The organism is Lysobacter sp. Root983 (genome assembly GCF_001429345.1).
Lineage (GTDB): Bacteria > Pseudomonadota > Gammaproteobacteria > Xanthomonadales > Xanthomonadaceae > Lysobacter.
The window spans coordinates 60,874-75,295 of record NZ_LMJO01000020.1; the positions used below are offsets into that span (position 1 = coordinate 60,874).

Here is a 14,422-nt window from a genome sequence, read left to right on the forward strand (position 1 = left end):
CGACGCCGGTTTACGTGCAGGCGGCCTTCAGCCGGGTGAGGCCCTCGTGAAAGCTGACCCGCGGTACGTAGCCGAAATCGCGGGTCGCCGGCGCCATGTCGTACCAGTGCGAGGTCGCCAGCTGTTCGGCCAGGAAGCGCGTCATCGGTGGCTCGCCCTTCAGCGGCAGCGCATGCCACAGGCCTTCGCAGACCGCGCCGATCGCATAGGCGGCGCCGAACGGCAGGGTCTTGTCGACCTGCGGCGCGCCGACCGCGGCGAGCAGCCCGTTGAGGGTCTCGCGCATGGTCTTGGGCTCGCCGTTGCTGATGAAGTAGGCACGGCCCGCGCAGGCCGCGCCCGGCGCCAGATGATCGAAGGCGTCGAAATGCGCCTGCGCGGCGTTGTCGATGTAGGTGGTGTCGACCTTGTTGTAGCCGTCGCCGACGAAGCGCAGACGGCCGGCCTTGGCGCGCGCGACCAGACGCGGCAACAACTGGTTGTCGCCCACGCCCCAGATCAGACGCGGCCTCAGGGCGACGGTCGCCAGCGTGGGCGCGTTGGCCGCCAGCACCGCTTTCTCGGCGATGGTCTTGGTGGTCGCGTACGGGGCCTTGAAGCCTTCGCCGTAGGGCACGTCGTCGGCGGTGCCGCCCTCGACCGGATGGGTCGCGCGGTGGGTGACGCTGGGCGTGGAGGTATAGACCAGGCGCCCGATCGCATGCGTGCGGCAAGCGGCGAGCACGTGCTCGGTACCGACCACGTTGGCCTGGTGATAGCTGTCGTAGCTGCCCCAGGCGCCGGCCTTGGCGGCGTTGTGGAACACCGCATCGCAACCGCGCGCGGCCGCGATCACCGCCTCGCGATCGGCCAGATCGCCCTGGATCTGGATCACGCCCAGCGCGTCCAGGGCCGGATAGTGGCCGCGGTTGTAACTGACGACCTCATAGCCGCGCTCGACCAGGCCGCGGCACAGGGCCTGGCCGAGAAAACCGCCGCCGCCGGTGACCAGTACCCTCATCTCCACGCTCCCTCTTTGGCGGCCCAGATCGCGAGCTTCTCGCGACCGATCTTGGCGTTGTGGCGGATGTCGACCGGGAAGCGCGGATGGCGCAGGAAATCGGCGATATCCGCGGTATGCGAATGCGCCGCGCCGATCGCGCGCAGCGCGCGCTCGATCGCGGGCCAGTCGCGCGCGAGCACGCCCTCGGCCAGCTCCACGCACAGCACCGGCCGTTGCGCGCCGGCGGCGCCTACGCCGACCAGGGCGGTGCGCCGTACCTGCGGGTGGGCGTTGAACACCGGCTCGATCTGTTCGGTGTACAGCGGGCCCCGTGCGGTTTCGACGCGATGGGTCTTGCGGCCGCAGAACCACAAGCGGCCCTGGTCGTCGAAGTAGCCCAGATCGCCCATGCGATGGACCACGCGCTCGCGGCCGTCGTCCAGGGTTTCGCGGATCTTGGCGATGCGGGTCGCGGCTTCGCGATTGAAATAGCTGTCGGTGGCGGTCGGGCCGGCCACGGTGATCTCGCCCACTTCGCCGGCCGCGAGCATGCGCGCGTCCGACCACTGCGCGATCGGCGCGTCGTCGATGGCGATGATGCGGATCTCGTTGGGCGCCACCGCATGGCCGACGCAGGTGCCGGCGCCGGCTTCGGTGGCCGCGCGCGTGGACTGCAGTTCGCGGCCTTCGATCACCGCCACCGGCAGGCACTCGGTGGCGCCGTAGGGCGTCCACAGCTGGGCGTCCTCGGGCAGCAGCGCGCGCAACGCCGCGACCGTATCGGGCGGCACCGGCGCGCCAGCCGAGGTCACGCGCTTGAGGCCGGTCAGCGGCGCGCCGTGCTTGACCAGCACCGCCATCAGCGCGGGCGAACCGAACAGCTGGTCGACGCCGTAGCGCGCGATCGCATCGTGCAGCTTGCGCGGATCGGCCTGCGCGGGCCGGGTCGGGTCCATGTCGGGAATGATCGAGGTCAGGCCCAGCGCCGGATCGAACAACGCGAACGGCGGGAAGGTCGGCAGGTCGACGCCGCCGGGCACGATGCCGAAGGCCTGGCCCATCATCTCGATCTGGGCGACGAAATGGCGATGGCGGTAGACCACGCCCTTGGGCACGCCGGTGGAGCCGCTGGTGAACAGGATCGCGGCGACGTCGTCGGGGCGCGTGTCGGCGAGCTGGCAGCCCGCGCCGGCGCCATCGCGCTCGACCTCGGCCAGGGTCGCATCGGCGAGCCAGGCGCGGCGACCGGTGGTGATGCGGATGCGCGCGGTCCTGGCCCAACGCAGGACCACCCGCGCGACATGCGCGAGCGGAATGCCGATGAAGGCCTCCGGCAGCGCTTCGTCCAGGCACTGGCGCAGCGCGCGCTTGTCGATGCCCGGGTCCACCAGCACCGGCACCGCGCCGGCCTTGAACAGGGCGAACATCAGCAGGAAAAACTCCGGCGAGGGCCGCACCATGATCACGGTGCGGGTGCCGCGCACGATGCCGCGCTTGGCCAGCCCGGCCGCGATCGCGTCGCTGCGCGCATCGAGTTCGGCGTAAGTCAGGACCTGGTCGTAACGCGGCAGGCCGTTGGCGTCGCGCGTGCCGGGGCAGCGCATCGCCACGCGCTCGGGCGCCTCGGCGGCGCGGCGCGGCAGGGAGGCGGCGATGTTGCAGGGCGCGACGGGCGCGCGCGCGGCGGTGTCCGCCGCGGAGGGTTCGTTGCTCATGCGTGGATTGTAGGGGGTCCGGGCGGATCCGAGCCGCCGTATCGCCCCTACAGAAGGCGAGCGCAGCGCACGCCGCCGACGCAATCAGCCGATCGGATGGCCGTCGAGGAAGGCGCGGATCTCCGGCACCAGCAGCGCGGCCTTGTCTTCGAGCACGTAGTGGCCGGCATCCTCGAAAGCGTGCACCTGCGCCTGCGGCAGCGCGTCGGTGAAGCCCTTGAGGAAATGGTGATCGAACACGAAATCGCGCAGGCCCCAGCCGATGAAGGCCGGGCGGTCGGCGTACTCGGGCAGCTTGCGGCCCATGGCCTGCACCAGCGGCCAGGCGGCGTCTCCCTCGGCCAGCGGAATGTCCTGCACGAAGCGCGAGGTCGCGATGCGATTGGCCCAGGAGTCGTACGGCGCCAGATAGGCGCGGCGCACCGCGCGCGGCATCGGCGAAACCACGCCCACGCGCGCGGCGCTGCCGGCGAAGGCGTTGAGGCCGCGGATCAGGCCGGTGCCGATCGCCGAGTCGCGGCCCAGGCGCAGGCGCTTGGGCAAGGGCTTTGCCGACGGCAACGGAAAGGCGCCGGTGTTGGTGATCACCAGGCGCTTGATCTGATCGGAATGCTTCAGGCCCCAGCCGAAACCGATGCCGCCACCCCAGTCGTGCACCGCCAGGGTGATCGGGCCGTCGATGCGCAGGTACTGCAGCAGGCGTTCGACGTCGTCGATGCGCGACTGCAGGGTGTAGGTGTAGCGGTCATCGCGCGGCTTATCGGACAAACCCATGCCGACATGGTCGGGCACGATGCAGCGGTAGCGATCGCGCAGGCCCAGCACCAGCTTGCGCCAGTAATAGCTCCACGAGGGGTTGCCGTGCAGCATCACCACGACCTCGCCGTCCTTGGGCCCCTGGTCGAGGTAGCTCATCGCGATGCCCGGACGGACCTCGAAACGTTGCGGCTGGAACGGGTAGTCGGGGAGATCGCGGATCGACGTCATCGGTGGCTCGTGCGGCGCCCACGCGGGAGCGCGGGCCGGGCGGACAGGGGCGCCATTATCGGTCGCATTGCGGCGGCGCGGGGGATTTCGGGCGCGAAAAGACCCGATTCGCCTTGCCTGGGGACAGGAGCGGCGTAAGCCGCGACCTGGTGCCAGCAGCCAAGGCGGTCGCGGCTTACGCCGCTCCTACCCCGACGCGGAGCTCAGTAGCCCTGCGCGAACTTGCCCCACAGGGCCTCGAAGCGGCCGGCGAAGCTGCGCACCAGCGCGGGGTCGTCGGTCACCACCAGGTTCTCTTCGTTGCCGGTGCTGGCGCTGCGGGTCCAGTTGAAGCTGCCGTTGGCGAGCGTGCGGCCGTCGAACACGGCGAACTTGTGGTGCATGTGGAAGGGGCTGTCGTCGATGCGCACGTTCACGCCCTGCTCGCGCAGGCGGGCGATGTCGCTGCCGTCGTCGTAGCGCTTGTCGTTGTCGGTGAGCAAGCGCACCGTCACGCCGCGCCGGTGGCAATCCAGGATCGCCTCGGTGATGCGGTCGTCGGAGATGGTGTAGACGCAGATGTCCAGGCTGCGGCGCGCGCCGATGCACATCGCGCGCAGCTTGCGCAGGCAGTCGTCGCCGGGGGTGAAATGGGCGCTGGACTCGATGCTGGGCGCGGCCCCGACCACGTCCAGGGTGCGCACCACCTGTTCCAGCCAGCGCAGCGCGTCCAGCGATTCGGCCGGACGCTCCACGATCAGTTCGCGCGCCATGTCGAAGGCGCGGTTGCGCAGGTAACGCACGCGTTCGGGGTCCAGGCGCGCGCCCAGTTCGCGCAGCTCGAATTTCTCGTCGTTGTCGAGACGGCGGTCGGCTGCGCTTTCGCGCAACGCGCGGTCCAGCTCGCTGTAGTCGACGGTCCCCATCAGCGCGGCGTGCGCTCGTTGAGGCGGTCGGCGAAGTCGGCCAGCGCGCGCTGCAGCTGCAACTGCTGCTCGGTCGCATGCTGGACGTGCGCGGTCGCGACCGCGCCGCGCTCGCCCATGTGCTGGATCGCCTCGACCAGACGCGCCTGCCACTGCGCCTGCTGCTCGGCGCCATCGCCGAGGCGGCCGATCAGCGGCCCCAGCGCGGCCTCGAGCGCGGCGCGCAAGCCGTCCAGCAGCGCCTGCGGATCGGGCTCGGCGGCCGGTGCCGGCGCGGGCGGACGATTCGCGGCGCGCTCCAGCAGGGCCACGATCTGCGGCCAAGGTGCCTCCACCGGCTCGGGTTTCGGCGCCTCGGCCGCCGGCGCCGGCGTGTCCAGCGCGCGCACCCCCTCGACCAGATCGGCCAGCTGCGCGACCACGCGCCCGCCGACGTCGGCGTCGGAGGCGCCCATGGCCTTGTTGCGCAGGAAGTCGCGCTTGATCTGCGCCCAGCGCTCGGCCTGGGCCGCGTCCAGGGTGCCGCGCAACTCGCCTAGCTTGAGCAGGTTCTCCTCGGCGCCCGCGGTCAGCAGCTGCGCCTCGCCCAGGTAGTGATCGGCGATCAGCTGCTGCAGCTCGGCCTCGTTCATCACCGGCGAGATCTTCTCGGCCAGCTTGTTCATGTTGCGGTAGCTGCCCTGCAGCTTGAACGGCGGCTCGACCCGGTACTGCGCGGCCTGCGCGGCGCTGGCGATGTACTGCTGATTGACCCGGTAGACCACGTCGCGCACCTGCATCAAACGCTGCAGGGTGGCGACGATCTCGTTGATCTCGGCGCCGCCGTAGGCGTGGCTGAGTTCGTTGGCCGAGAACGCGCGGCCGGCGGCCTTGTCGACGAAACGGTACAGGTCGGCCAGCTCGCGCGTGGCCAGCGGCGCCAGCACCGGGTTCGAGGTCAGGCTGTTCTCGAGGTAGCTGAGCTTGAATGCGTCCTCCATGCCGCCGAGCACGTCGCCCAGATTGTAGATGTCGGCGCGGTTGGCCAGCATGTCCGGAATCTTGAACACTTCGCCGGACTCGGTGTACGGGTTGCCGGCCATGACCACGCAGAACTTCTTGCCGCGCAGGTCGTAAGTGCGGGTGCGGCCCTTCCACACGCCTTCGATGCGGCGCGTGCCGTCGCACAGCGAGATGAATTTCTGCAGGAACTCGGGATGGGTGTGCTGGATGTCGTCGACATACAGCATCACGTTGTTGCCCATCTCCAAGGCCAGGTTGAGTTTCTCCAGCTCCTGGCGCGAGGTCGCATCCGGCGCGCGCGCCGGATCCAGCGAACGCACCTCGTGGCCCAGCGCGGGGCCGTTGATCTTCATGAAGATCAGGCCCAGGCGGTGCGCCACGTATTCCATCAGCGTGGTTTTGCCGTAGCCGGGCGGCGAGATCATCATCAGCAGACCCATCAGGTCGCTGCGCTTGCCCTCGCCGACCGTGCCCATCTGCTTGGCCAGGTTGTCGCCGATCACGCCCAGGTAGACGTCGTTGATGAGCTTGTTGCGCACGAACGAACTCAGCGGGCGCGCCTTGAACTCCGATAGCCGCAGCGCCTCGCGCTCGCGCGCGACGGTTTCCTGGCGCAGGGCCTGGTAGCGGCGCACGCCCGGCAGGAAGCGCTCGCGATGCGCGCGCAAGCGGGCGTGGAAGTCGTCCACGCCCAGGTCCAGGCGCTGCGCCTGGACGCGCGGGTGTTCGCCGAGCAGGCCTTCGATCGACGCGCGCAGCTCGACTTCGCTGACCCGGTGCGGCACGCGCTCGTCCAGCAGCAACAAGGCCACCGCTTCGCGCGCGTAGCCGGCCAGGGCCGCGTGCGCGGGCTCGCGGCATAGCGCGTCGAACCAGTTCGCCGCCAGCGTCCAGCGCGCGGGCAGGCGATCGCCGAGGCGGCGCAGGGTCTGCACGAAGCCGTCCCACATGCGCGCGGCGGTCAGGCGCTCCTGCAAGGTCTTGAGCAGGGCCTGGGCGTATTTGCTGAAGGCGAACTGGACGTGCTCGGCCGACAGCTCGGTCACCAGATAGTCGGCGGCGTGCGCGCACGAGGCCGGATCCAGATCCAGCGGTTGCGTCTGCAGGAAGGCGCGCATCGCCGCCTCGACTTCGGCGCGCAGGGCCAGTAGACCGGCGTCGCTGCCGAACAGGCGCTGGATGTCGCGGGCGGTGCGCGCGCGCTCCGGCCATTGCGCGGCGTCCTCGCCGGTCATGACCTGGCTCCAGAACACGCTGGCGAACGCGCGCGCATCGGCGCTGTACGCCAAGGTGCCGGCGCTGTCGGCCAACGGGATCAGCGCCTGCAGGATCAAGCTGGCGTCGTGATCGTGGATGCCCTTCTCGTAGCCCTCGCGATACCGCGGCGCGGCGAAGTCGCGCACGCTGCGGGCCAGGGCGTCCGGCTGCGCCAGCTGCTGGCGCAACGCGTCCATGCTCAAGCCTTCGCCGTTGGCGGCGGCGGCTTCCAGCACCAAGCCAGCCAGATACTCGGCGCGGTACAGCGTGGGCGATTCGGAATCCAGCACGACCTGCCAGTACTCGCGCAGGGCGTCGAAGGCCTCGTCGCGCAGCGGCTCCAGGAAGTCGGTGCCGGTCAGGTGCAGGGCCAGCCCGTCCTCGCGCGGCAGCAGGGTCAGGTCCAGCTCCTGGGTGTTGACGCTGAAGCGGTGGCGCGGGCCGAGTTTGATGACTTCGCCGCCGGCCTCGAACAGGTCGCTGCGGTCGCGCAGCGCGCGCACCGCCTGGTCGCGCGCGCCCTTGAGGCGGGCTTCGACGTCGTCGGCCTTGACGCTGTCCTTGAGCGTGCGCAGGCGCTCGGCCAGTTCGCGCAGCTTGAGGATCAGCGGATCGCCGGCGAAGAAGGCATTGAGCTCGTCGGCGTTTTCGAAGCGCGCGGTGCGCCGGGCCAGGCCTTCAAGGATGCGGGTGGCCGCATCCAGCACCGACTGCGCCTTGCGCTGGCGGTCGTCCAGCAGCGCCTGCTTGTGGGTCTCGAAGGTCTCGAGCAGCTCCTCGCGCTTGCTGAGGATGTCGTTGAGGAAGTTCTCGTGCTCGCCGAACTGGCTCTCCAGTTCCTCCAGCTGCACCATCAGGCGCGACAGCTGCTCGTCGCACTTTTCCGGATCGCGCGCCAGCGCGAGCGCGCTGGCCACGCCCTGGCCGAACAGGGTGAACTGGGCGCCGAACTGGGCCACGGTCTCGGCCGAACCCAGGCCCTTGCGGCGCAGATCGGCGCGCGCCTTGGCCTGGTTGAGGCGGGCGTAGATGCCGGAGATGGCCTCGACGATGCGGGTGCGCTGGGTCGCGTCGTCCACGCGCAGCGTCGCCATCAGCTGCGACAGCATGTCCAGGTCGCCGGACATGGCCTGCATCTGCTTCAGCGGCACCTCCAGCTGGGCCACGCTGGTCGCCTGCTGGGCCTGCGCGTCCAGCGTCTGCAGGCGCTCGGCGTAGGGCAGCAGGGCCTTGTCGCCGGACAGGAAGGCGCCGGTGGCCGCGGCCACGCGCTCCTGCGCGGCCAGCAATTCGGTCTCCATCGCGTCGATCGCGGCGACGTCGATATAGCGGTATTCGCGGATGGTCAGCAGGTGCCCGCGCTGGGCGGCGATGCCGTTGAGCGCGTCGACGTGCTGCTGCACGGTGTCCCAGCCGTCGGGCAGCAGCGAATCCAGCAATGCCTTGTGGCGGCTCTGGCCCTCGCGCATCGCACGCTCGGACTGGCTGCGGATGCCCTCGACCTTTTCGTACTCGTCGATCACCGACTCGCTGGTCGCGGCGATCTCGCGCAGCACCGAGGCGGCGTCGCCGCCCTTGGGGTCGCCCAGCCAGTGGTGGATGTCGAACAGGCGGTGGGTGGCCTGGCTGAGCTGGCTGTAGCGCTGCACCGAGACTTCGGTGGCGTCGATCTCGCGGCACAGGCTGAGCAGGTCGGAGATGCCGCGCACCAGCTCGGCGTTGCCGATCCGGCCCATGAAGCTGTTGCCCGCGGGCTGGCGCGCGGCGTGTTCGTCGCTGGAGAACGGGGTCCGCCAGACCTGCATCGGGTGGACCCGGGTCGGCTCCTCGCTCTCTGCGGTGAACACCACCATGCGCCCGTCTTCGTAGCGGGCGTGGCCGTGCGCGTACACCGGCGTCTGCAGCCGGCGTTCGATCATGTTGTAGGTGAACAAGGCCGAGCGGCCGGCCTGCGGCTCGTAAAAGACGTACAGCACGTCCTCGCCGTTGGGCGAACGGATCGCGCGCTGGAAGCGCATGCCGTCCATGGCCGAGTCGAAGGTCTTGTACTCGCCGTTTTGCAGGTAGTAGCCGCCCGGGAACACGATGCCGTGGTCCTCGGGCAGCTGCACGCAGGCCAGCCCGATCGCATCGATGCGCTGGACCTTGCGGGTCAGGGTGTTGAACACCAGATGCCGCCACTGCTCCTCGCGGTACGGCAGCACGCGCAGCAGGATCAGGCTGCCGACGCGCGCGAACTCGACCTGGGCGTCGTCCAGCGACTGGGTGCGGTCGGCGACCGGCTCGCGGTAGATGCCCAGGCCGTCCTGGGTGTTGTTCTCGATCTTGACCGTGAGGTCGCCGCCGACGGTTTCGACGAACACGCTGTCGAGGATGTTCAGATGCGGGTGGCGGCCCTCGACCGCCATCTCGCGGGTGGCGCGGGTCCATTCGAAGTCGAACGGCGCCGGCAGCGCGATGTCGCGCTCGCCGCGGTTGTCGATGTAGCGCACTTGGCCGTCGGCCTCGACCGACCAGCGGAACACGCGCACGTCGTCCAGGCGCTCGCCGATCTGGAACGCGGCCAGCAGCTTGCCGTCGCGCGCCTCCAGCTGCAGCAGACGGGTGTTCTTGTAGTAGGCGTAGAGCTCGCGGAAATCCTGCGGGAAGCTGCCGGCGGCCAGGAAGCTGCCGGCCAGGTCCACCGCCTCGACGTCGTAGCCCTCGGCGGTCTCGACCAGCCGATGCAGCGAGAACACGTCCTCGACCCGGGTTTCCTTCTTCAGACCGATGAAGACGTTGTAGCCGAACAGCAGGCAGTCGCCGACCTGGACGATGTCGCGCGCGACGCAATTGTTCTCGGTGCGGATGCGCATCCGCCCGGCCACGTCCATGCGGCTGCTGCCGAACTCGGTCAGGCGCTGGGCGTTGAGCGCATCGGCGATCGCGCGCAGACGCGCGCCCTGTTCGCCCAGGCGCTTGCGCAGCACCTCGTAGGCGCCGCCCTGGGCGACCGCCTGGTCGAGAATGGCTTCGGCGGCCGATGCGTCCGGCGCCTGCGGCTTGGTTTCCGACATCTTCGCTTCCTTTTGGCGGGAGTCGGGAATGGGAAATCGGGAATCGCTCGAGCCGTCGCGATCCAGCGCCGGCTCAGCTCCGATACCCATTCCTATTCCCTATTACCGATTCCCAATTCCCGGCTTGCCGCGTCAGGACGCCAGCGAAGCGCCGTCGCCGGACTTGCCAGGCTTGTCGCCCTGCAGCGACAGCAGCTTCTGCAGCACGTCCTGCACGATCGGGCTCTTGCCGGCCACGCCTTCGATCGCCTTGCCCACCGACAGCGCCTTGGCGAAGGAATTGAAGAACTCGCCTTCGCCGCCGACGATGTCGATGTTGGCCTTGCTGAGCGCGGCGGCCAGCACGTCGGCCTGCTCCTTGGCGACTTCCTTGTTGGCCTCGATCGACGCGATCGCCTGCTCGAAGCTCTTCTCCAGCTGCATGCGGAATTCTTCGTGAGCGCGCGCGGTGTCGCTGAGCGCATCCAGGGCGCCGAACTTCTGCGCCAGGCCCTCGGCCTCGGACTTGAACTTCTGCAGCAGCACTTCGGCTTCCGACAGGCCCAGGTCCTTGGTCGCCTTGGCCTTGGCCGCGCCCAGCTGTTCGTCGCCACGGGCCTGCGCGAACAGGTTCTCTTCCAGCACCTTGGCGTCGGCCAGGCCCTGCTTCTGCTTGGCGTCGGCATGCGCTTCGATCACGCGCGCCTCGGCCAGGCCTTCCTTCTCGATCGCACTGGCGGTGACTTCGCGCACGCGCGCGTCGGCCAGGCCGGGTGCGGCGCGCTCGGCCTCGATGCCCTCGGCCATGCGCTTCTTGGCCTCGGACTGCTTGCCGGCCGCGTCCAACTCGGCCTGCGCCAGCGTGGTGATCTCCACCGCCTTGTGCTTGGACGCGGCCTCGTCGGCCTCGGCCTGCTTGACCAGCCGCACCAGCTCTTCTTCGGCCACGGCCTGGGCATTCAGCACGGTGACCTGCTTGGCGCGGTCGGCTTCGGACACGGCGCGCACTTCCTTGATGCGCTCCTCTTCCTGGGCCACGGTCTTCTCGACCGCGATACGCTCGCGGATCACGTTGGCGATGTCCTTGCGCTGCTCTTCCAGCGCCTTTTCCTTGTCGATCTTCTGCAGCTCGACTTCGCGCTCGCGCGAGACGATTTCCAGATCCTTGGCGCGGGTGACCTTTTCGACCTCGATCACGACCGCGCGCTGGCGGTTCTGCTGCGCGACTTCGACTTCGCGCATGCGGTTCTCTTCGCGGATGTCCAGCTGCTCCTGCACGCCGATGCGCGCCTGCTCGGCCTTGAGCCGCTCTTCCTCGCGCACCTTGGCGGTCTCGGCTTCCTCGCGCGCCTTGATGGTCTCGATCTCGCGCTTCTGGCGCGCCTCGGCGTCGGCCTGCTGGCGTTCCAGCGCCAGCATCGCCTCGCGGGTCTCGACGTTCTTCTTGGTGATCGCCAGTTGCTCGTTGCGCTCGAGCTCGTTGGTGATCACGTTCTGGGTGGCGGTCAGCTCGGTGATCTTGCGGATGCCTTCGGCGTCGAGGATGTTGTTCGGGTCCAGCGAGTCCTTGGGCGTCTGCTCCAGATAGTCGATCGCCACGTCCTCCAGCAGGTAGCCGTTGAGGTCGTTGCCGATGGTCTCCAGCACGCGGTCGCGGAAGTCCTGGCGGTTCTCGAACAGGTCGGTGAACTCGAACTTCTTGCCCACCGTCTTCAGCGCCTCGGAGAACTTGGCGTTGAACAGCTCGTTGACCGCGCCGCGGTCGGAGGCGCGCTCGGTGCCCACGGCCTTGGCGACCTTGAGTACGTCCTGCTGGGTCTCGTTGACGCGCAGGTAGAAGGCCACGGTGATGTCCGCGCGCATGTTGTCCTTGCAGATCAGGCCGTCCTTGCCGCGGCGGTCGACCTCCAGAGTGATCAAGGAGATCTGCATCAGCTCCTTCTTGTAGATCACCGGGTAGACCAGTGCGCCGGTGAAATGCACCTTCGGGGTCGCCGACAGGTCGTTCACGATCAAGGCCGTGCCCTGCGGCACCTTGATGTAGAAGGCTTTGAACAGGCCAAAGAAGCCGAAGATCGCGACCATGACCGCGCCCGCGATCATCAGCCCCGGCAGGATGATTTCAAGACTCATTTCAGATTCCCCTTTGACCCAATCAATTCGATAACGGATGACGACCGAGCGCGCGGCGGAGGGCCGACGCGGCTGCTACGGCCCGTTGAACTCGTCTTCGCCGATCACGCGGTAGGCGTTCTGCTCGGCGAAGTATTCGATCAGCACCACGCGGTCGCCGCGCTTGAAGCGATCGGCAACGTCGTCGCGCACTTGCAGGATCAGGCCGGCACCGCCGTCCTCGACGCTGGCGCTGCCCATGCTCGCGGTCACCGTGGGGCTGCGCACGATCGCCAGCTGCCCCAGCAACGGACGCGCCGGCAACGGCTTGAGCTGGGCGAAGAAGCGCCGCAACGGGCGCAACGCAATGCCGCTCAGAAACACCGAGGCGATCAGAGCGCCGGCCATGGTCGCCACGCCCAGCACGGTATGCGTCCAGTTCCCGGGCAGGTGGCGCAGCACCAGGTACTCGGCGAAATAGGTCAGGAACCAGCTGAAGAACACCAGCGCGGTGAACACCACGGTCAGCGGAATGCCGCCCAGGCCCAGACGCATCAGGGGACCGGTGGCGCCGCTGAGCCCGCCGCCATCGCCGCCCGCGCCCTCGGCCCCTTCGGCGCCGATGCCGAACACGCCATCGAGGATGTCCAGGTCGATCAGGCCGGTGGCGGCGATCAGCCAGTACAGCACCACCATCATCATCAGCAGGCTGAAGATGACGGTCGGGAACGACCATACGATCTGCAGGAACACGAACACGCCCTTCTCCCCGTTTGTCCCACCACCCCACGCGCGCCGCCCCGGCGCGCACTGGGCCTACCTTACCCGGCCGGCGCCAGCGCGCGCGGGCGGGATCAACCCGCGCTTTTCTGCTTCAACCGCTCCAGCACCGAATCCGCGCTGGAAGCATCGGCGATGATGCCGGCCTCGCGCAGCTTGGTGTCCAGCGCGTCCTGGCCCTCATCCTTGGCCAATTCGGCCGCCGCGTCCATGCGCGCGCCGCGCTCGGCCTGCTTGAGCTTGATCCGCTCCAGCGATTCCACCGCGGTCTGCATGCGGCTCTGCGAGCCGGCGTAGCGATGGGCGACGGTGGCCTGGGCGCGCTGCACGCTTTCCGTGGCCTTGACCGTGTCCAGCTGCTGCTTGAGGCGGCGGATGTTGCCCTCGGCTTGCAGGATCGCCTTGCGCAGGTCGACGATGCTGGCCGCGAACTGCCGCACCTGATGCTCGTCGGCGTCGCGGCTGCCTTCGAGCAGGGCGATCTTGGCCGCGACCTCGCGCGCCAGCGATTCGTCGCCGGCTTCCAATGCCTTCATCGCGTAGGCCTCGTATTCGGCGACCTTGTCGCGCGAGCTGGCCAGACGGTCCTCGGCCAGCTTGTGCTTGGCCATGATCTCGGCCAGCGCTTCCTTGGAACGACGCAGCTCCAGGTCGGAGTCGCGGATTTCCTGGTCGAGGATGCGCAGCGCCTGCCCGTCGACCAGCGACTCGCCGACTTCGTTGGCGCCGCCGCGCAGGGCGGTCAACAGCTTGCTCCAGATGTTCATCGTCTCGTCTCCTGGCCCGGCCGCGTCACGCGGCCTGACGCAGCTGGGGTTCGTAGGCTTCGGTGGCCTTGATCACGTTGTCGGCCAGGGTCTCGATCTCGAACAGCACGTTCGACAGCGAGGAACCGGCGCTGAGCGCACCGAACATGATGTAGACCCGCTCGCCGTCGGCCAGGGTCTCGATACCGACCGTGGACAGCGGGAACATCTTGTGGGTGCGCAGGACTTCGTCGTTGAAGGCCGCCGAGTCGCGCACCTGCGCCACCGGCCACAGCAAGGCCTCGACCACGATCTGTTCGCCGACCACGGCCATGAACAGCGGCAGGTCGCCGTATTCGGACATCGTCACGTGCAAGCCCGGCTCGGCGCCGTCGATCAGTTCGATCTGGGACTCGCCATTGCGGAACTCTTCGGTCGCCGACAGGGCCTCGTACAGGGCCGTCGCCGTCCAGGTCTTCGATTCGCTCATTCCACTCTCCTTATCGGGTCGTGCCGGCGACGGGCCCATCGTCCCGCGCGGCTGACGCATGCGCTTTTCGACCGCCATCAGTTCGTCGCCGAACTCCGGCAGGATCCACACCTCCTTCTTGACCAGCCCCTTCTGCCGCAGGCGTTCGCGGTGCAGGCGCTGGTAGTAGGCGGAGGATTTGCGTTCCATGGAGCGCACGTTATCGCATCACATGTAACGACTTCAAGTGCTCACATGTGATGTTCCGACGAACGGCAGCGCCACGCCGAAGCCGGCGCTAAATTCGATTAAAAACAGTGGGTTGCCGATACGAAGGCGAAGACACGGCTACACCGGACCGCCCTCGGACGGTCGCGGTGTGCCTGCTGGTCGAGCGCCCTGATGGCCCCGGCACGCAGGGCGTGCCGGGAG

At 68.7% G+C, this 14,422-nt stretch carries 9 protein-coding genes; all 9 read right to left on the bottom strand.

Going from position 1 to position 14,422, the window contains the following annotated elements:
• Nucleotides 1–10 precede the first annotated feature (10 nt).
• The 9 genes from oleD to ASE43_RS20155 all read right to left on the bottom strand — a co-directional run bounded on the left by oleD (nucleotide 11) and on the right by ASE43_RS20155 (nucleotide 14,200).
• Nucleotides 11–1,000 (bottom strand): 2-alkyl-3-oxoalkanoate reductase, encoded by a 990-nt coding sequence (gene oleD / locus ASE43_RS20115; protein WP_057161711.1) that lies wholly within the window; start codon nucleotides 998–1,000, stop codon nucleotides 11–13.
• A complete protein-coding gene (gene oleC, locus ASE43_RS20120; protein ID WP_057161712.1) occupies nucleotides 997–2,697 on the bottom strand; it encodes an olefin beta-lactone synthetase in 1,701 nt (566 codons plus the stop codon). Before oleC ends, oleD begins: the two co-directional genes overlap by 4 nt.
• A gap of 84 nt (nucleotides 2,698–2,781) precedes the next feature.
• Nucleotides 2,782–3,675, bottom strand: a complete 894-nt coding sequence (locus tag ASE43_RS20125) for an alpha/beta fold hydrolase (RefSeq protein WP_200956293.1) — start codon at nucleotides 3,673–3,675, stop codon at nucleotides 2,782–2,784.
• A 212-nt stretch (nucleotides 3,676–3,887) separates the two neighbouring features.
• Nucleotides 3,888–4,589, bottom strand: a complete 702-nt coding sequence (locus ASE43_RS20130) for a phospholipase D-like domain-containing protein (protein ID WP_056176977.1) — start codon at nucleotides 4,587–4,589, stop codon at nucleotides 3,888–3,890.
• Nucleotides 4,589–9,904: a DNA repair ATPase gene (locus tag ASE43_RS20135; RefSeq protein WP_082607410.1), complete on the bottom strand. Its 5,316-nt coding sequence runs from the start codon at nucleotides 9,902–9,904 to the stop codon at nucleotides 4,589–4,591. Before ASE43_RS20135 ends, ASE43_RS20130 begins: the two co-directional genes overlap by 1 nt.
• Before the next feature lie 132 nt (nucleotides 9,905–10,036).
• Nucleotides 10,037–12,016: a flotillin family protein gene (locus ASE43_RS20140; protein WP_056176981.1), complete on the bottom strand. Its 1,980-nt coding sequence runs from the start codon at nucleotides 12,014–12,016 to the stop codon at nucleotides 10,037–10,039.
• A gap of 75 nt (nucleotides 12,017–12,091) precedes the next feature.
• Nucleotides 12,092–12,754 (bottom strand): hypothetical protein, encoded by a 663-nt coding sequence (locus tag ASE43_RS20145; RefSeq protein ID WP_057161714.1) that lies wholly within the window; start codon nucleotides 12,752–12,754, stop codon nucleotides 12,092–12,094.
• Nucleotides 12,755–12,849: 95 nt separating this feature from the next.
• Nucleotides 12,850–13,542 carry a PspA/IM30 family protein gene (locus ASE43_RS20150; RefSeq protein ID WP_057161715.1) on the bottom strand — a complete coding sequence of 231 codons (693 nt, stop codon included), beginning with the start codon at nucleotides 13,540–13,542 and terminating at the stop codon, nucleotides 12,850–12,852.
• Nucleotides 13,543–13,567: 25 nt separating this feature from the next.
• A complete protein-coding gene (locus ASE43_RS20155; RefSeq protein ID WP_056176991.1) occupies nucleotides 13,568–14,200 on the bottom strand; it encodes a YjfI family protein in 633 nt (210 codons plus the stop codon).
• Between the last annotated feature and the right edge of the window lie 222 nt (nucleotides 14,201–14,422).

Bases quoted from the DNA above. Each gene is read 5' to 3' on its own strand.
- oleD (WP_057161711.1), bottom strand. From the start codon at position 1,000: ATGAGGGTACTGGTCACCGGCGGCGGCGGTTTTCTCGGCCAGGCCCTG.
- oleC (WP_057161712.1), bottom strand. From the start codon at position 2,697: ATGAGCAACGAACCCTCCGCGGCGGACACCGCCGCGCGCGCGCCCGTC.
- ASE43_RS20130 (WP_056176977.1), bottom strand. From the start codon at position 4,589: ATGGGGACCGTCGACTACAGCGAGCTGGACCGCGCGTTGCGCGAAAGC.
- ASE43_RS20135 (WP_082607410.1), bottom strand. From the start codon at position 9,904: ATGTCGGAAACCAAGCCGCAGGCGCCGGACGCATCGGCCGCCGAAGCC.
- ASE43_RS20140 (WP_056176981.1), bottom strand. From the start codon at position 12,016: ATGAGTCTTGAAATCATCCTGCCGGGGCTGATGATCGCGGGCGCGGTC.
- ASE43_RS20150 (WP_057161715.1), bottom strand. From the start codon at position 13,542: ATGAACATCTGGAGCAAGCTGTTGACCGCCCTGCGCGGCGGCGCCAAC.
- ASE43_RS20155 (WP_056176991.1), bottom strand. From the start codon at position 14,200: ATGGAACGCAAATCCTCCGCCTACTACCAGCGCCTGCACCGCGAACGC.